We start from the raw sequence: 16,962 nt of genomic DNA on the forward strand, positions 1-16,962 counted from the left end.
GACGTTCTTGCAAAACCCTGGAAGCTTCACTTTTCAGACATTTGCATGTCATCGAGTGCAGGGGCGCAATTCTAGCACCAATCCTGGCGGATGACTGGCGTCATCCGCCAGGATTTTTTCAGGCCGTCGCCAGAGCCTGTTCCAGGGCATCGACGAAGAGGCTGGCCACGTCGCAGCCGGTCTGGTCATAGATCTCCTGGAAGCAGGTGGGGCTGGTCACATTGATCTCGGTGATGCATTGCCCGATGACATCGACGCCCGCCAGCAGCAGTCCACGCTCCATGAGGATGGGACCGATCTCTTCGGCCATGGCCTTGTCGTGCTCGCTCAGCGGCTGGGCCACGCCCTTGCCGCCCGCTGCCAGGTTGCCACGCACTTCGTTGCCCTGGGGAATGCGTGCCAGGCAGTAGGGAACCGGCTTGCCTCCGATGACGAGCACACGCTTGTCGCCCTGGGTGATCTCAGGCAGGAACTTCTGCACCATGACGCTGCTGGCACCGCCCTGGTTCAGGGTTTCGATGATGCTGCCCAGGTTGCGGCCATCGGCGCCGACCCGGAAGATGCCCATGCCGCCCATGCCGTCCAGCGGCTTGAGGATGATGTCCTGGTGCTCTTCGTGGAAGGCACGGATGTCCTGTGCACTGCGGGTGACCAGGGTGGGGCCGATGAATTGCGGGAATTCGAGGATGGCCAGCTTTTCCGGATGGTCCCGCAGCGCCCTGGGCTTGTTGAAGACCTTGGCGCCTTCACGCTCGGCCTGTTCGAGCAGGTGCGTGGAATAGAAGTATTCGGAATCGAAGGGCGGGTCCTTGCGCATGAGGATGGCGTCAAAGCCTGCCAGTTCAGCCAGGCCCTCCTGGGTTGTCTCGAACCACTGCTGCGCATCCCCCGTGAGCTGGATGTGCCGCACATGGGCGACGACCTTGCCGCCACGCTGCCAGGAAAGCTGCCTGGGTTCACAGGCCACGATGGAGTGGCCGCGCCGCTGTGCCTCCCTCATCATGGCGAAGGTGGTGTCCTTGTAGGTCTGGAACGATTCGAGCGGATCGGCAACGAAGAGGATTTGCATGGCTTGTGTGCGGAAGGCGGCGGCCCGTGCCTCGCCTATATATAGGAAGCAAAAGGGGGTGCCCGGGCCTGGGCCGCATGTCAGCTGGCCCGTGCACGTCGGTAATGTTGCACAAATAGCGCCAGGCTGCCTGCGACCACGCCCCAAAACGCCGAGCCGACTCCGGCTATCACCACGCCGCTGAGCGTGACCAGGAAGGTGATCAGCGCCGCCTCCCGGTGCTCCTCTCCCTGCAGGGCCGTGGCCAGGCCGCTGCCGATGGAGCCCAGCAGGGCCAGTCCCGCAATGCAGACCACCAGTTCCCTGGGGAAGGCGGTGAGCAGCCCTGTGACCACGGCGCCGAAGATGCCGATGACTATATAGAAGAGACCGCAGACGGCCGCTGCCGTATAGCGGCGTGATTTGTCCTCATGGGCCTCCGGCCCCATGCAGATGGCGGCGGTGATGGCGCTGAGGTTGAGCGCATATCCGCCAAAGGGGGCAAGCACCAGGGTGGCGATGCCGGTCATGCTGATGATGCGGGAGATGGGCAGGTTGTAGCCCGTGGCGCGGATGACGGCCACGCCGGGCAGGTTCTGCGAGGCCATGGTGACGACGAACAGGGGCAAAGCCAGGCTCACAAGGGCGGGCACGGAGAACTCGGGCATGGTGAAGACCGGCCAGGCAAGGCCTGCATGCACGGCAGACCATTGCATCTGGTCGGTGAGCGCCACCCAGGCGATGGAGACCGCCAGCGTGGCGATGACCGCATAGCGCGGTGCCAAGCGGCGCGACAGCAGATAGGTCAGCAGCATGACCAGCACCAGGGGCAGCGCGTGCCTGGCGGCGGCAAAGGCCTGCATGCCGAAGTTGGCCAGTACGCCCGCCAGGAGGGCGGCAGCGATTTCCATGGGGATGCGATTCATGACGCGCTCGAACCAGCCTGTGACACCCACCAGGATGATCAGCCCCGCGCTGATGATGAAGGCGCCGACGGCCTCGCCCATGGAAAAGCCTCCGGCAAGCCCCGCCGTGGCCAGCACGGCAGCGCCTGGCGTGGACCAGGCGACCATGACGGGCATGCGCAGTATCAGCGAGGGCAGCAGGGAGCACAGGCCCATGCCCAGCCCCAGCGCCCAGACCCAGGAGGTGATCTGCTCGGGTGTGGCATGGAAGGCCTGGGCGGCCTGGAAGACCAGGGCCACCGAGCTGGTGAAGCCCACGAGCACGGCCACGAAGCCGGCCGCAAAGGCGGAGGGACTCAAGTCACGGAGAAAGCGCATCGCGCGATTCTGTCACCACAGTCGCGGATCGTGCGATGCGCGGGCGACGCCTACAGCTCGATCTTGGAGCCCAGCTCCACCACGGAGTTGCTGGGCAGGTGCAGGAAGTCGGAGACACGGCTGGCGTTGCGGTGCATCTGGGCGAACAGCTTTTCGCGCCAAGGCGCCATGCGGTGGCTGATGCGCGGGATGATGACATCGCGCGACAGGAAGTAGCTGGTCTCCATGGCGTCGAGCTGGCAGCCCCGGGGGCGCAGCAGAGACAGCGCCGCCGGCACATCGGGTTCGTTCTTGAAGCCGTAGTTGATGATGACCTGCCAGCAGTCGCTGCCCAGGGCCTCGATCTCGGTACGCTTGTCCAGGCCCACCCAGGGAATTTCGTGGTTGCGCACCGTGACGAAGATGTTCTGGCTGTGCAGCACCTTGTTGTGCTTGAGGTTGTGCAGCAGGGCATTGGGCACGGTGCCAGGCTCGCCGGACAGGAAGACGGCCGTGCCCGGCACCCGCGCCGGGGGATGGCGCCAGACCGATTCGAGGAAGCTCTTGAGGTCGATGGCATCGGCCTGCAGCTTTTGGTGCAGCAGCTCGCGGCCCTTGCGCCAGGTCATCATCAGCGAGAACACCGTGCCGCCGATCAGCAGCGGGAACCAGCCGCCATCGAACAGCTTGAGCAGGTTGGACGAGAAGAAGGCCAGGTCCACCAGGAAGAAGAAGCCGGTGGCGGCAATGCACAGGGTCAGCGGGTAGTTCCAGCGGTAGCGGATCACGAAGAAGGTCAGCGTGGTGGTGATCAGCATGTCCAGCGTCACCGCAATGCCGTAGGCGGCCGCCAGGTTGCCGCTGGAGCGGAACAGCACCACGGCCAGCGCGATGGCCACGAACAGGCTCCAGTTGACCAGGGGCATGTAGATCTGGCCGGCCTCGCGCACGCTGGTGTGGCGCACTTCCAGGCGCGGCAGATAGCCCAGCTGTATGACCTGGCGCGTGACGCTGAAGGCGCCCGTGATCAGGGCCTGCGAAGCGATGACCGTGGCCATGGTGGCCATCAGCACCAGGGGCAGCAGGGCCCAGGCCGGGGCCATCATGTAGAAGGGATTCTTCACGGCGGCCGGGTTGGCCAGCAGCAGCGCACCCTGGCCGAAGTAATTGAGCGTGAGGGCAGGCATGGCCACGGAGAACCAGGCCAGGCGAATGGGCTTCTTGCCGAAGTGGCCCAGATCGGCGTAGAGCGCTTCCGCCCCGGTCACGCACAGCACGACGGCGCCCAGGATGATGAAGCTGGTGCCGGGGTTGTCCCAGATGAAGCGCACCGCGAAGTGCGGGCTGATGGCCGCCAGGATTTCCGGATGGCCGGCGATCTGGTGTATGCCCAGCGCGGCGATGGTGGCGAACCAGACCAGGGTGATGGGGCCGAAAAAGCGCCCTATCCCTGCCGTGCCGTGCTTCTGGAACCAGAACAGCAGGAACAGGATGACCAGGGTCAGCGGGATCACCGCCTTGGTGAAGTGCGGGGACACCACCTCCAGGCCCTCGACGGCCGAAAGCACGGAGATGGCCGGTGTGATCACGCCGTCGCCATAGAAGAGCGAGGTGCCGAAGATGCCGATGAGCAGCAGCACGCTGCGCAAGCGCGGCTTGTCCTTGACGGTCTGCGAGGCCAGGGCCAGCATGGCGACCAGGCCGCCTTCGCCGTTGTTGTCGGCGCGCAGCACCAGGACTACGTATTTGAGCGAGACGATGACCGTCAGCGTCCAGAACAGCAGCGACAGGACGCCGTAGATGTTCTCCTGGGTGAACGGCACATGGCCGGAGCCGAACACCTCCTTGACCGAATACAGCACGCTGGTGCCGATATCGCCATAGACCACGCCGATGGCGCCCAGGGTGAGCGCGGCCAACGAAGATTTGGTTTTCTGCACAGGTCTATGCGCCATCCCGTGGGGAGATGGCTTCAGTCAATTGAAATGCCGGCATTGTCCGCTGTCCTGATGACGAGCGCATCGGACAGCACCCCGATCAGTCGTAGATTTCCGCGTTGGGGTTGGTCGCCTCCAGCTCATAGCTGGCCGCCAGCATGGCGACCCGGGCCACCACGCCGTACATGTAGAAGCGATTGGGCATGCTGGCACCCGGGCGGGCGCCGATCTGGGGCAGCTGGGTGCTGTGCTGGAAGGCCAGCGGCACGAAGCCGGCACCGGGCGCGTTGAGGTTTTCGTCCACATCGCGCTCGGGGTGCATGCGGTAGAAGCCGCCGACCACGTAGCGGTCCATCATGTAGACCACGGGCTCGGCCACGGCGTTGTTCATGCGCTCCTGGGTGAGCACGCCTTCCTGGATGATCACGTCGTGCACGGTCTGGCCGTCCTTGATCATGCCCATCTTGTTGCGGCTCTTGCGCGGCAGCTCGGCCAGTTCCTTGGCATCGCGCACGGTCATCACGCCCATGCCATAGGTGCCGTTGTCGGCCTTGACGATGGCAAACGGCTTTTCCTTGATGCCGTATTCCTTGTACTTGCGGCGCACCTTGGCCAGCAGCACATCGACCTGCTCGGCCAGGCCTTCCATGCCCACGCCATTGGCGAAGTCGATGCCTTCGCTGCGCCCGAACAACGGGTTGATCAGCCAGGGATCGATGCCCAGCAGCTTGCCGAAGCGCTTGGCCACTTCCTCGTAGCTCTGGAAATGGCGGCTCTTGCGGCGCACGCTCCAGCCTGCATGCAGGGGCGGCAGCAGGTATTGCTCGTACAGCTCCTCGACGATGCCCGGCACGCCGGAGGACAGGTCGTTGTTGAGCAAGATGGTGCAGGGATCGAAATCCTTGAGGCCGATGCGGCGCTTGCTGCGGATCACCGGCTCCAGCGTCACCGTGTCACCATGCGGCAGGGTGACGGTGGTGGTCTTCTTCACATCGGGGCTGATGGAGCCGATGCGCACATTCAGACCGGCCATGTTGAAGATGCGCTTGAGCTGCACCACGTTGGCCAGGTAATGGGTGTTGCGCGTGTGGTTCTCGGGAATGATGAGCAGGTTGCGCGCTTCGGGGCAGATCTTCTCGATCGCCGCCATGGCCGCCTGCACGGCCAGCGGCAGCATTTCGTCGGTCAGGTTGTTCCAGCCGCCAGGAAACAGGTTGGTATCCACGGGCGCGAGCTTGAAGCCGGCGTTGCGGATGTCCACCGAGCAATAGAAAGGCGGCGTGTGTTCCATCCATTCGAGCCGGAACCAGCGCTCGATCGCCGGCATGGAGTCGAGGATGCGCTGCTCAAGCTCGTTGATCGGGCCTGTCAGGGCCGTGATGAGATGTGGAACCATAAAGACCCTCTGGGTACGGCGGTGGGGGGCAATTGTAGAGATTGGACCATGGTCTAAGTGTTTTCCCTAGTCTCTTCGGCATCATCGGCGCCAGAAAGCCGGGGAAAGCAGCGCCATGAAGCTGAGGATTTCCAGGCGCCCCAGCAGCATGGCCAGGGTGCAGATCCAGGTCTGGAAGTCGGTGAGCACAGCATAGTTGGAGCTCGGCCCCAGCGCGCCCAGGCCCGGCCCCATGCAGTGCACGCTGGCCAGCACGGCGGAAAAGGCGGTCACCGGGTCCAGGTCGGTGAGCAGCAGCACCATGCTGAGCGTGATCACGGTGGCGCCATAGACCAGCATGAAGGCCAGCACCGAGAAGATCATGCGGTCGTCCACCACGCCGTTGCCCAGCCGCACGGGCTGCATGGCGCGCGGGTGCACGAGCCGCGTGAGCTCGCGCCGCGCCTGCTTGAGCAGGATGAGCATGCGCACCATCTTGATGCCGCCACCCGTGGAGCCCGCGCTGGTGGCCACGCCCGACAGCAGCAGCATGAGCACGGGCGCGAAGACGGGCCAGCTCAGGTAGTCGACGGTGGTGAAGCCCGTGGTCGTGGCCACCGAGACCACGTGGAAGATGCCGTAGCGCAGCGCCTCGACAGGCCCGTACACGCCCTTGGCCCACAGCAGCAGCGCGACGATGAGCCCGCCGCCCAGCAGCACGGCCAGCGTGGCGCGCATTTCGGGGTCTCGCCAGAAGCCGTCCCAGCGGCCCTTGCGCATGGCCACGAAGTACAGCGCGAAGTTGCAGCTGGCCAGCAGCATGAAGACCAGGGCGATCAGCTCGATCAGCGGCGAGTCGAAGTAGGCGAAGCTGGCGTCGTGCGAGGACAGGCCGCCCAGGCTCACCGTGGCGAACATGTGCATCAGCGCATCCAGCGGCTCCATGCCCGCGGCCCAGAAGGCCAGTGCACAGGCCAGCGAGAACACGCCGTAGACGCCCCACAGGCCCTTGGCGGTCTCGGTCATGCGCGGCGTCAGCTTGGTGTCCTTGATGGGGCCGGCGGCCTCGGCGCGGAACAGCTGGGCACCGCCCACGCCCAGCAGCGGCAGGATGGCCACGGCCAGGATCAGGATGCCCATGCCGCCCAGCCATTGCAGGAAGGTGCGCCAGACGTTGATGGACACGGGCAATGCATCCAGCCCCGTGAGCACGGTGGCCCCCGTCGTCGTCAGGCCCGAGACGGCCTCGAAATAGGCGTGGGTGAAGCTGATGCTCAGGCCCACATGGCCCAGGCCCAGCACCAGGGGCAGCATGGCGCACAGCGGCAGCACCACCCAGACCAGGGTGACGAGGATGACGCCGTGGCGCGGCTGCAGCTCGCGCCGGAAATGGTCCAGGCCTACCCACAGCGACAGCCCCGCCGCCGCCGTGATGCCGATGGCCCAGGGGTAGATGCGCCAGATGCCGTCGTCGGCAAACCAGGACACGGCAAAGGGCAGCAGCATGGACAGCGCGAACATGACCATGAGCATGCCAAGCACGCGCAGGACGGGGAACAGGTCGCGCATGGGTATGGGCTCAGAAGAAGGTGGCGCTGACGCGGAACAGGTTTTCCACGTCCCGCACCAGCCGCTTGTGGGGCAGGAAGAAGACCACGTGGTCGCCGCTCTCGATCACGGTGTTGCCGCGCGGGATGATGACCTCGGGCTCGGCACCGGCCGCGATCTCGTCGGCCGGCACGCCTTCGGGAATGCCGCGCACGATGAGGCCGATGTGCGCATCCTCGGGCACGCGCAGGTCCTCGACCTTGCGGCCGACCACGCGCGAGCTCTTGCGGTCGCCGCGCGCCACGATCTCCAGCGCCTCGGCCACGCCCCGGCGAAGGCTGTGCACGGCCTGCACGTCGCCGCGGCGCACATAGGCCAGCAGCTCGCCGAGCATGGCCTGGGCCGGCGACAGCGCAATGTCGATCTGCGTGCCGTGCATCAGGTCGGCATAGGCGCGGCGCGTGATCAGCGAGAGCACGCGCCGCGCGCCCATGCGCTTGCCCAGCAGGCTGGCCATGATGTTGTTCTCGTCGTCGTCGGTGAGGGCCAGGAACAGGTCCACGTCCTCCACGCTTTCATCGGCCAGCAGGTCCTCGTCGGTGGCATCGCCGTGCAGCACCAGCACCTCGGCCGGCAGCAGCGAGGCCAGGTCCTGGCAGCGCTGCTCGTCGGGCTCGATGATCTTGATGTGAAAGCGGCCCGGCACGCGCGACAGCTGCAGCGCCAGGCGCAGGCTGACCTGGTCGCCACCGGCGATCATGATGCGGTAGACGGGGCGCGAAGGCCGGCCCGCGGGCTGGTGGATGGCGCGCAGCACCTCGGCCACATGCTCGCGCGCGGCCAGGATGAAGACCTCGTCGCCGGGCTCGATGCGGGTGTTGCCGTCGCAGCGCACGAAGCGGTCGGGCTCCTCCAGGAAACGCCGGTAGATGGCCACGATGCGCATGGCCAGCTCGGGCATGCAGTCGCGCAGCTCGCCGATGTGCTTGCCGACGGCGGGGGCGCCGTCGCGCGCACGCACCGAGGCCAGCGCGGCGCGTCCGCCCGCGAAGGCGCGCACCTGCATGGCTTCGGGGAACTCGATGAGCTTGCTGATGTAGTTGGTCAGCGATTCCTCGGGGCAGATGATGCGGTCCACGCCGAAGCCTTCCTTGCCCAGCAGCGTCTCGTCATCGCCAAAGCCCGAGGAGCGCACGCGCGCGATGCGGGTGGGAATCTCGAACAGCACCTGGGCCAGCTTGCAGCACACCAGGTTGGTTTCGTCGAGCGCGGCGCAGGCGATCAGCAGGTCCGTGTCCTTGGCTCCGGCCTCGGCCAGCACCTGGGGATCGATACCGTTGCCCACGACGCCGCGCAGGTCGAACCGCGACTCCAGCTCGCGCAGGCGACGCGCATCGGTGTCGATCACCGTGATGTCGTTGCGTTCGGACACCAGGCTTTCGGCCACGCTGTAGCCCACACGGCCGGCGCCAAGAATGATAATTTTCATGGGTTCATTACGGTGCTGCGGTGCCGGCGCGGGGCATCCCGGCGCGGGGCGTCCCGGCCGGGTGCCTGCCGGCGCGCAGCACGGTCCGGTCAGGTGCGGACTTCGCCTTCACCCAGCACCACGTATTTGAGCGAGGTGAGACCTTCGATGCCCACAGGACCACGCGCATGGAACTTGTCGGTGCTGATGCCGATTTCCGCGCCCAGGCCGTACTCGAAGCCATCGGCAAAGCGCGTGCTGGCATTGACCATGACGCTGGCCGAGTCCACCTCGCGCAGAAAGCGCTGGGCATGCATGTGGTCGCGCGTGAGGATGGCATCCGTGTGGTGGCTGGAGTAGCGGTTGATGTGGGCGATGGCTTCGTCCACACCCGCGACGATCTTGACGCTGATGATGGGCGCCAGGTATTCCTCGCTCCAGTCCTGCTCGGTGGCCTCGGCCAGCTGGGCACCGGCCACGGACTTCAGGATGGCCAGCGATTCGGGGCAACCGCGCATCTCGACCCCCTTGGCGGCGTAGATGGCGCCGATCTGCGGCAGGAACTCGGCGGCCACGCCGCGCGCCACCAGCAGGCTCTCGCTGGCGTTGCAGGGGCTGTACTTGTTGGTCTTGGCGTTGTCGGCCACCTTGACGGCCATGGCGATGTCGCAGGGATCATCGACATAGGTGTGGCAATTGCCGTCCAGGTGCTTGATGACGGGCACCTTGGCCTCGCGGCTGATGCGCTCGATCAGGCCCTTGCCGCCGCGCGGGATGATGACGTCCACGTAGTCGGGCATGGCGATGAGCTGGCCCACGGCCTCGCGGTCCGTGGTCTGCACCAGCTGCACGCCCTGCTCGGGCAGGCCGGCCTCGGCCAGCGCCCTGGCCACGAGGGCGGCCAGTGCCTTGTTGGAGTCGATGGCTTCCGAGCCGCCGCGCAAAATGCAGGCGTTGCCGCTCTTGATGCTGAGGCTGGCCGCCTCGATGGTCACGTTGGGGCGGCTCTCGTAGATCATGCCGAACACGCCGATCGGCACGCGCATCTGGCCCACGCGGATGCCGCTGGGCATTTGCTTCATGCCGATGATCTCGCCGATCACGTCGGCCATGGATGCCAGCTGTTCGCAGCCCTGGGCACAGGTTTCAAGCACCTTGGGCGTCAGGCGCAGGCGGTCCACCATGGGAGCGGACAGGCCGTTGGCCACGGCGCGGTCGAGGTCACGGGCGTTGTCGGTCTGCAACGGCTCCACGTTCTCCCGCAGCAGGCGCGCCAGCGCCAGCAGGGCGCGGCTTTTGACGGCAGCCGAGGCTCGGGCCATCTGGGCGGAGGCCACTTTGGCCTGAACGCCCAGGTTGTGGGTGTATTCGACGATATTGAGCGCGTTCATTCCGAGATTCTCGCCGAGTTGCGCCCATTTGCGCACCGGGACCGGGCATGCCCCGCGCCGACATGCGGCTGCGATGCGGCCGGGATGCGTCTGCGCAAGGCCGCCAGAGGGCAAACCCCGCGTCGCGGCGGCCGGCAGGATGTCGCGGCCACCCTACACTGCTGCCCAGTACGCAGAGGTTTTCCCGCCATGTCCACCAGCCACGACACTCTTCTCGCCGCCCAGCAGCTCGCCCAGCTGCATGCCGGCTTCGCCCAACTGGCACAGCAGCAGCTGTCGGCCGCCGTGCTCGGACAGCAGGCCAGGGCCTCATCGGAGTTGCTGCAGGCCCTGCCGCCGCGCTACGGCGAAGTGCTGCTCAATCTGCTGGACCGACTGGAGTCCAGCGCGCTGTTCAGCGAGGAAAGCTGCTCCTTCAGCCAGAAGGACCTGCTGGACAACCTTGAGACCTGGGCCACCAAGGCCCAGGCGCAGCTGGAAAAGACGCGCTAGGAACGGTACGTCAGCCCTTGGCGCCGGCCTGGGCCAGGTCCACGGCCAGGCGGCGCAGGGCCTGCCAGCCGTCGCGCGGCCAGCCTTCGAAGGCCAGGCCCTTGACGATGCCGTCCACCGCGTGGGCCGATTGCAGCAGGCGCGCGGCCTGGGCGTCGGTGATGCGCGGCAGCAGGCGCTCGAACAAGCGTTCCTTGACGCCCCAGATGCGCTGGGCGCGCAGCGCCATCGGCAGGGGCTGGCCTGCGGCCATGGCGTCCCTCACGCGGCAGATGGCGCGGATGTCCTCGGCCAGGGTCCAGTGCACCAGCACCTCGGCCGTGCCTTCGGCCTGCAGGCCATCGAGCATGCGCGAGACGCGCGCCAGCTGCCCGCCCAGCACGGCCTCCGACAGCTTGAAAACGTCGTAGCGCGCCACATTGAGCACGGCCTGCTCGACCTGGGCCTGGCTCAGTTCACCCTCGGGATGCAACAGCGCCAGCTTCTGGATTTCCTGGTGCGCGGCCAGCAGGTTGCCTTCGACGCGGTCGGCAAAGAACTGCAGCGTGCGCTGCCCTTCCTCGCCGGGTGCGACGCGCTGGCCCTGGGCCGCCAGCCGCTGGGCAATCCAGGCCGGCAACTGGGCGCGCTCAATGGGATCGATCTGCAGCGTCATGCCCTGGGCCTCCAGCGCGCTGAACCAGGCCCCCGTCTTGGTGGCCTTGTCCAGGCGCGGCAGCAGGACCAGGGTGAGCGTGCTGTCGTTGCCCCGCGCGGACTCGGCGATCTGCTGCAGCGCGGCGCCGCCGTCCTTGCCGGGCTTGCCCGAGGGAATGCGGATCTCGACGATCTGCCGGTCGGCAAACAGCGACAGCGAGCCACCGGCCGCCAGCACGGCGCTCCAGTCGAAATGCGCGCCGGCCACGGTATAGCTGCTGCGCTCGGTATAACCGGCCGCGCGCGCCGCGGCGCGGATGGCATCGGCCGCCTCCTGCTGCTGCAGCGGCTCGTCGCCGTGCAGCACATAGAGCGAGCGCAGGCCCTTGGCCAGATGGCCGCCGAGCTGGTTCAGGGCAAGCTGCATGGAACTCAGGTCAGGCTCTTGACGGCGGCCAGACGGCGCAGCAACTGCTGCACGATGTCGGTGCGCATGTCCTTGTAGAGCATGGCTTCTTCGGCTTCCTTGGACAGCGCGTTGGTTTCGTTGTACGTCACATCGCGCTGCTGCAGGATTTCGGTCTCGGGAATCGGCTCGTCGCCATTGGGCGTGCGCAGCTTGAAGCGCACGCGCAGGCGCAGCTGCAACTCGCGCACCTGGCCCAGCGCGTTCATGCCGACGATGACCCGCTCCTGCCGCTCGCTGACGATCTGGAAGATCGCTTCGGCATCGTCGGGCGATGCCGGATCGCGCAGCACGGTCAGCTTGTCGCTGGCACTGGCCAGATTGCGCGACAGCTCCCGCGCTACCGGAGAGCCCCGGCCCGCCTGGATGTACAGCGAGCGGAACACGAAGGTCGGCACCCCCCGCAGGCGAAAGCCGCAGGCCCCCAGCAGCGGAGCCAGGGCCAGGGCGGTGAGCAGGGTACGTTTTTGCATGCTTGGTTCCTTGCGGGCGCCGGGCAGGCCCGGCGCCCAGGGGGTCAGACCACGACGTTGACCAGGCGGCCAGGCACCACGATCACCTTCTTGGGCACGGCACCGTTGGTGAACTTCTGGCATTCCTCGTTGGCCAGGGCAATGCGTTCGATCTCGGCCTTGTCGGCCGTCGAGGACACCAGGATGGCCCCGCGCAGCTTGCCGTTGACCTGCAGCACCAGAGAGATCTCGTCCTGCACCAGAGCCTGGGGATCGACCTGGGGCCAGGGAGCATCCAGCACGTCGCCCAGGTGGGCGGCGTAGCCCAGCTCGCTCCACAGCGCATGGGCCAGGTGGGGCGTGGCCGGGTAGAGCACGCGCAGCAGGATGCCGAAGCCTTCGATCAGCGCCACCTGGGCGCCCGCGTCGTCGAAGGACTTGAAGTCCTCCAGCGCGTTGATCATCTTCATGGCGCCCGAGACCACGGTGTTGTACTGCATGCGCTGGTAGTCGTATTCCACCTGCTTGAGCACGGTGTGGATCTCCAGGCGCAGGGACTTGGCGGCCTTGCCGAACTCCACGTCGTCCAGCGACTTGGCGCCGGCCACGCTCTGCACGGCACCGGCCATGTCCATCTGCGACAGCTTGGCGCCGAAGTTGTAGACGCGGCGCAGGAAGCGGTAGCTGCCTTCGACGGCGGCATCGTTCCACTCCAGCGTCAGCTCGGGCGGCGCGGTGAACATGGTGTACAGGCGCGCGGTGTCGGCGCCGTACTTCTCGATCAGCTCCTGCGGATCGATGCCGTTGTTCTTGGACTTGGACATGGTGCCCACGCCCTCGTAGTCGATGTCCGTGCCCACGGGCAGCAGGCCATCGGCGCTGTCCACCTCGGCCTTGAGCTTGGCGCCCACGATCTTGCCGGTCTCGTCGAACACATGCTCGACATCCTTGGGCCAGAAGTACTCCTTGGCACCCTTGGCCGTGCGGCGGCTGTAGATGTGGTTGAGCACCATGCCCTGGGTCAGCAGCTTGGTGAAGGGCTCATCGACCTTGACCAGGCCCAGGTCACGCATGACCTTGGTCCAGAAGCGCGCGTACAGCAGGTGCAGGATGGCGTGCTCGATGCCGCCGATGTACTGGTCCATGCCGCTGCCGCCGGTGGCGGCATTCTGGTCCCGCATCCAGTACTCGGCACCTTCCGCCACCATCTGCTCGCTGTTCCTGGCGTCGCAATAGCGCATGAAGTACCAGGACGAGTCCACGAAGGTGTCCATGGTGTCGGTCTCGCGGCGCGCGCTCTTGCCGCAGCAGGGGCAGGCCACGCCGGCGTGGAAGGCTTCGCTCTTGATCAGGGGGTTGCCCGAGCCATCGGGCACCAGGTCCTGGGGCAGGACCACGGGCAGGTCCTTGGCGGGCACGGGCTGGGCGCCGCAGTCCTCGCAGTGGATGATGGGAATCGGCGTGCCCCAGTAGCGCTGGCGGCTCACGCCCCAGTCGCGCAGGCGCCAGGTGGTTTTCTTCTCGCCAAGGCCCTTGGCGGCGAGCAGTTCGGCCACCTTGTCCACGGCCGCCACATGGGGCAGGCCGTCGAGTTCGCCGGATTCGATGCAGACAGCGCGCTGCTTGTCGCCGTACGAGTCGGCCCATGCCTCGGTGCTGAAGGTCTCGCCTTCGACCGCGATGACCTGGCGGATGGCGATGCCGTACTTCTTCGCAAAGGCGAAGTCGCGCTCGTCATGCGCGGGCACGCCCATGACGGCGCCGTCGCCGTAGCTCATGAGCACGTAGTTGCCGACCCAGACCTCGACCTGGGCGCCCGTCAGCGGATGCGTGACGAACAGGCCCGTGGGCAGGCCTTCCTTTTCCTTGACCGCGAGTTCGGCCTCGGTGGTGCCGCCCTTCTTGCACTCTTCGATGAAGGCGGCCAGCTTGGGGCTCGTGGCGGCGGCGTGCAGGGCCAGCGGATGCTCGGGCGCCACGGCGCAGAACGTCACGCCCATGATGGTGTCGGCACGCGTGGTGAACACGTACAGGCGGCCGTCCTGGATGGGCTGGCCGTCGGCGCCACGGATGTCGTGGGTGAACGCAAAGCGCACGCCGGAGCTCTTGCCGATCCAGTTTTCCTGCATCAGGCGGACTTTTTCAGGCCAGCCGGTCAGCGTGGCCTTGTCGCCGCCCACCTGGACATGGTCCAGCAGCTCCTGGGCGTAGTCGGTGATCTTCAGGTAGTAGCCGGGGATTTCGCGCTTTTCGACCGGCGCGCCCGTGCGCCAGCCGCGGCCGTCGATGACCTGCTCGTTGGCCAGCACGGTCTGGTCCACCGGGTCCCAGTTCACGACCTGGGTCTTGCGGTAGGCAATGCCCTTTTCCAGCATCTTCAGGAACAGCCACTGGTTCCACTTGTAGTAGTCGGGGTCGCAGGTGGCGATCTCGCGGCTCCAGTCGATGGCCAGCCCCATCGCCTGCATCTGCTTTTTCATGTAGGCGATGTTGTCGTAGGTCCACTGCGCGGGCGGCACCTTGTTCTTGAGCGCAGCGTTCTCGGCCGGCAGGCCGAAGGCGTCCCAGCCCATGGGCATGAGGACGTTGTAGCCCTTCATGCGCAGCTGGCGCGTCAGCATGTCGTTGATGGTGTAGTTGCGCACATGGCCCATGTGCAGCTTGCCGCTGGGGTAGGGCAGCATGGAGCAGGCGTAGAACTTGGGCTTGGCCTGGTCTTCGGTCACGCGGTAAGCGTCGCGGGCGGACCAGTGGTCTTGCGCTGCGCGCTCAACGTCGATGTGGTTGTATTTCTCTTGCATGGTGCTGCGGCCCAGGGGCCTGACAAGGTGGATTGCCGGAATCAACCGGCGATTTTAGGCCCCCGGCCCGGCCGTGCCCGAAGCCGCCCACAAGCCCGCAGGCGGTACTGCGTCATCGGCGGCCGCTTGCCCGCCTGTGGCACGGGGAAAAGCCGCACTGCGTATGCTTGCCAACTCTGCGGCGCCATGCCGCAGGCGTTCCTCCATCGCCAGCCCGGGCTTGCGCAGGAACCGATGCGCATCTCCCGGGCATGCCGCCACCGCGCGCGGCCTCATGGTGCCGGCCGCAGGCAGGCCGGCACTGCAACGCCCTGGAGTTTTTCTTGCTGAACTGGTCTTTGATTTCCGGCTGGGATCCCGTCATGCAGGCCCTGGCCGCGCTGTGCGCGCTGGTGCTGCTGGCCCGCTCGGCGGGGTTTGTCGTGCAATGGCTGCTGCTGCGCGTGCTTCCGCGCATGCGCAGCACGCTGGTGGAGATGGAATGGGCACAGGTGCTGCTGCACGACAGCGTGCTGCAGCGGCTGGCCAAGGCCGTGCCTTCGCTGGTCATGCAGTCGGGCGTGCAGGCCATACCGCAGCTGCAGCCGCAGTGGGCCACGCTGATCCTGAACCTGGCCATCGCCTGCACCATCTACCACGTGGCCCGCGTGATCAGCGCCCTGCTCAACGCCATGAACGAGGCGCACGAGCTCAAGGAAGAGCGCAAGGCCACGCAGGCCCATTCGATCAAGAGCTATGTGCAGCTGGGCAAGCTGCTGGTGTTCCTGATCGCCATCGTGCTCATCGTCGCCACCCTGGTGGACCGCTCGCCGCTGTTGCTGTTGTCGGGCCTGGGCGCGGCCTCGGCCGTGCTGATGCTGATCTTCAAGGACACCATCATGTCCTTCGTGGCCGGCGTGCAGCTGGGCTCCAACGACATGCTGCGCGTGGGCGACTGGATAGAGATGCCCCAGGTCGGCGCCGATGGCTTCGTGATCGACATCGCGCTGCACACGGTGAAGGTGCAGAACTGGGACAAGACCATCACCACCATTCCCACCTGGCGGCTGATGAGCGACAGCTACAAGAACTGGCGCGGCATGTTCGAGTCGGGCGGGCGCCGCATCCGCCGCTCGCTGCACATAGACGCCCACACCATCCGCCTGCTGACGCCCGAGCAGCGGCAGAAACTGGCGCTGCTGGAGCCCCTGAAGGACCATTGGACCCGCAGCGGCGACCTGCGCATGGCCGACGCGCCTGCAGGCAGCGAGATGGCCGCGCAGCAACTCAGCAATCTGGCCGTTTTCAAGGCCTATGCATACGCCTACCTGCTGCGCCATCCGCACATCCACAAGACGCCGAACATGTTTTTGCTGGTGCGCACCATGGAGCCTTCGCCCATGGGCGTGCCGCTGGAGCTGTTTTGCTACACCAGCACCACGGTCTGGGTGGAGTACGAGGCCATACAGGGCGCGATCTTCGACCACCTGATCGGCATGCTGCCCCTGTTCGGGCTCAGCCTGTACCAGCGTTCCTCGGACCATGGCCAGCATCTGCGGCTGGCGGGCAGCGAGCGCTGGCCCGAAGGACAGGAATAGGTTCGCGGGCGCAGGCCCGGCGGCGCTTCAGCGCCCGGCGCCGGAGGGGCCCAGGACGGCGGCGGACCGGCCCTCCTGGCTTCGCGCAGGCTCCGCCACGAAGCCCATGCGCGTCAGGCCCGCCGCGTGGGCCCAGCCCATGAGCTCGGCCACGCGGCCATAGGGCACGGCCTGGTCGGCACGCAATTGCAGCTCGGCCTGGGGATTGCGGGCGCCAAGCCGGGCCAGGCGCTCGCGCAACGCCTCGGGCGTGGTGGGCTGGCCCTGCACCCAGAGCGCGCCCTGCGCATCGACCTCCAGCAGCAGCGCATCGTCCTCGCCCGCCGCCGCCATGGGCTGGGTGCCCTGGGCCTGGGGCAATTGCACGCGCAGGGAGGCGGCCAGCATGGGTGCCGCAAGAATGAAGATGACCACCAGCACCAGCATCACGTCCACCAGCGGGGTGACATTGATGGCGTGCATGGGCTGGGGGGCGCTCTCCTTGCCGCTCAGTCGTCCGAAGGCCATGT

The 16,962-nt window shown here is 66.6% G+C and carries 13 protein-coding genes; 2 read left to right on the forward strand and 11 right to left on the reverse strand.

The annotated features are described in order from the left end of the window. Nucleotides 1-118: 118 nt before the first annotated feature. The 7 genes from gshB to INR38_RS03085 form a co-directional block, all read right to left on the reverse strand. On the reverse strand, nt 119-1,069 hold the full coding sequence (gshB, locus tag INR38_RS03055) for a glutathione synthase (protein ID WP_012207791.1): 951 nt from the start codon (nt 1,067-1,069) through the stop codon (nt 119-121). Nucleotides 1,070-1,149: 80 nt separating this feature from the next. Continuing rightward, nucleotides 1,150-2,331, reverse strand: a complete 1,182-nt coding sequence (locus tag INR38_RS03060; protein WP_192368496.1) for a benzoate/H(+) symporter BenE family transporter — start codon at nt 2,329-2,331, stop codon at nt 1,150-1,152. A 50-nt stretch (nt 2,332-2,381) separates the two neighbouring features. Beyond that, nucleotides 2,382-4,250, reverse strand: a complete 1,869-nt coding sequence (locus INR38_RS03065; RefSeq protein WP_207442550.1) for a potassium transporter Kup — start codon at nt 4,248-4,250, stop codon at nt 2,382-2,384. Between the two features lie 97 nt (nt 4,251-4,347). Beyond that, entirely contained in the window at nt 4,348-5,643 is a 1,296-nt protein-coding gene (gene gshA / locus INR38_RS03070; RefSeq protein WP_012207794.1) for a glutamate--cysteine ligase, read from the reverse strand. A gap of 81 nt (nt 5,644-5,724) precedes the next feature. Beyond that, a complete protein-coding gene (locus tag INR38_RS03075; RefSeq protein ID WP_013804766.1) occupies nt 5,725-7,191 on the reverse strand; it encodes a potassium transporter TrkG in 1,467 nt (488 codons plus the stop codon). 10 nt (nt 7,192-7,201) lie between these two features. Continuing rightward, nucleotides 7,202-8,659, reverse strand: a complete 1,458-nt coding sequence (gene trkA, locus INR38_RS03080) for a Trk system potassium transporter TrkA (RefSeq protein WP_012207796.1) — start codon at nt 8,657-8,659, stop codon at nt 7,202-7,204. Between the two features lie 89 nt (nt 8,660-8,748). After that, nucleotides 8,749-10,029: a glutamate-5-semialdehyde dehydrogenase gene (locus INR38_RS03085; RefSeq protein WP_207442551.1), complete on the reverse strand. Its 1,281-nt coding sequence runs from the start codon at nt 10,027-10,029 to the stop codon at nt 8,749-8,751. A 189-nt stretch (nt 10,030-10,218) separates the two neighbouring features. Here INR38_RS03085 and INR38_RS03090 point away from each other — a divergent pair, with 189 nt between their 5' ends. Next, nucleotides 10,219-10,521, forward strand: a complete 303-nt coding sequence (locus tag INR38_RS03090; protein ID WP_013804767.1) for a hypothetical protein — start codon at nt 10,219-10,221, stop codon at nt 10,519-10,521. Nucleotides 10,522-10,531: 10 nt separating this feature from the next. Here the strand turns inward: INR38_RS03090 and holA are convergent, their stop codons facing one another. From holA to leuS, 3 genes are read right to left on the reverse strand one after another with little or no spacing between them, the layout of a single operon-like run. Next, nucleotides 10,532-11,584: a DNA polymerase III subunit delta gene (gene holA, locus INR38_RS03095; protein ID WP_088166372.1), complete on the reverse strand. Its 1,053-nt coding sequence runs from the start codon at nt 11,582-11,584 to the stop codon at nt 10,532-10,534. A gap of 5 nt (nt 11,585-11,589) precedes the next feature. After that, nucleotides 11,590-12,096 carry an LPS assembly lipoprotein LptE gene (gene lptE / locus INR38_RS03100; protein WP_012207799.1) on the reverse strand — a complete coding sequence of 169 codons (507 nt, stop codon included), beginning with the start codon at nt 12,094-12,096 and terminating at the stop codon, nt 11,590-11,592. A gap of 44 nt (nt 12,097-12,140) precedes the next feature. Continuing rightward, nucleotides 12,141-14,876, reverse strand: coding sequence for a leucine--tRNA ligase (gene leuS, locus INR38_RS03105; RefSeq protein WP_207442552.1), 2,736 nt, complete (start codon nt 14,874-14,876; stop codon nt 12,141-12,143). A gap of 362 nt (nt 14,877-15,238) precedes the next feature. Here leuS and INR38_RS03110 point away from each other — a divergent pair, with 362 nt between their 5' ends. Continuing rightward, nucleotides 15,239-16,453 carry a mechanosensitive ion channel domain-containing protein gene (locus INR38_RS03110; RefSeq protein WP_043783749.1) on the forward strand — a complete coding sequence of 405 codons (1,215 nt, stop codon included), beginning with the start codon at nt 15,239-15,241 and terminating at the stop codon, nt 16,451-16,453. Between the two features lie 27 nt (nt 16,454-16,480). On the opposite strand, the gene INR38_RS03115 is transcribed toward INR38_RS03110, so the two are convergent. Further along, nucleotides 16,481-16,960 carry a biopolymer transporter ExbD gene (locus INR38_RS03115; RefSeq protein ID WP_012207802.1) on the reverse strand — a complete coding sequence of 160 codons (480 nt, stop codon included), beginning with the start codon at nt 16,958-16,960 and terminating at the stop codon, nt 16,481-16,483. Between the last annotated feature and the right edge of the window lie 2 nt (nt 16,961-16,962).

It is taken from the genome of Delftia sp. SD018 (genome assembly GCF_017355445.1).
GTDB lineage: Bacteria > Pseudomonadota > Gammaproteobacteria > Burkholderiales > Burkholderiaceae_C > Comamonas > Comamonas acidovorans.

Coding starts and splice junctions, on each gene's coding strand:
- leuS (WP_207442552.1), bottom strand. CDS start 14,876: ATGCAAGAGAAATACAACCACATCGACGTTGAGCGCGCAGCGCAAGAC.
- lptE (WP_012207799.1), bottom strand. CDS start 12,096: ATGCAAAAACGTACCCTGCTCACCGCCCTGGCCCTGGCTCCGCTGCTG.
- gshA (WP_012207794.1), bottom strand. CDS start 5,643: ATGGTTCCACATCTCATCACGGCCCTGACAGGCCCGATCAACGAGCTT.
- INR38_RS03090 (WP_013804767.1), top strand. CDS start 10,219: ATGTCCACCAGCCACGACACTCTTCTCGCCGCCCAGCAGCTCGCCCAG.
- holA (WP_088166372.1), bottom strand. CDS start 11,584: ATGCAGCTTGCCCTGAACCAGCTCGGCGGCCATCTGGCCAAGGGCCTG.
- INR38_RS03115 (WP_012207802.1), bottom strand. CDS start 16,960: ATGGCCTTCGGACGACTGAGCGGCAAGGAGAGCGCCCCCCAGCCCATG.
- trkA (WP_012207796.1), bottom strand. CDS start 8,659: ATGAAAATTATCATTCTTGGCGCCGGCCGTGTGGGCTACAGCGTGGCC.
- INR38_RS03060 (WP_192368496.1), bottom strand. CDS start 2,331: ATGCGCTTTCTCCGTGACTTGAGTCCCTCCGCCTTTGCGGCCGGCTTC.
- INR38_RS03075 (WP_013804766.1), bottom strand. CDS start 7,191: ATGCGCGACCTGTTCCCCGTCCTGCGCGTGCTTGGCATGCTCATGGTC.
- gshB (WP_012207791.1), bottom strand. CDS start 1,069: ATGCAAATCCTCTTCGTTGCCGATCCGCTCGAATCGTTCCAGACCTAC.
- INR38_RS03085 (WP_207442551.1), bottom strand. CDS start 10,029: ATGAACGCGCTCAATATCGTCGAATACACCCACAACCTGGGCGTTCAG.
- INR38_RS03110 (WP_043783749.1), top strand. CDS start 15,239: ATGCAGGCCCTGGCCGCGCTGTGCGCGCTGGTGCTGCTGGCCCGCTCG.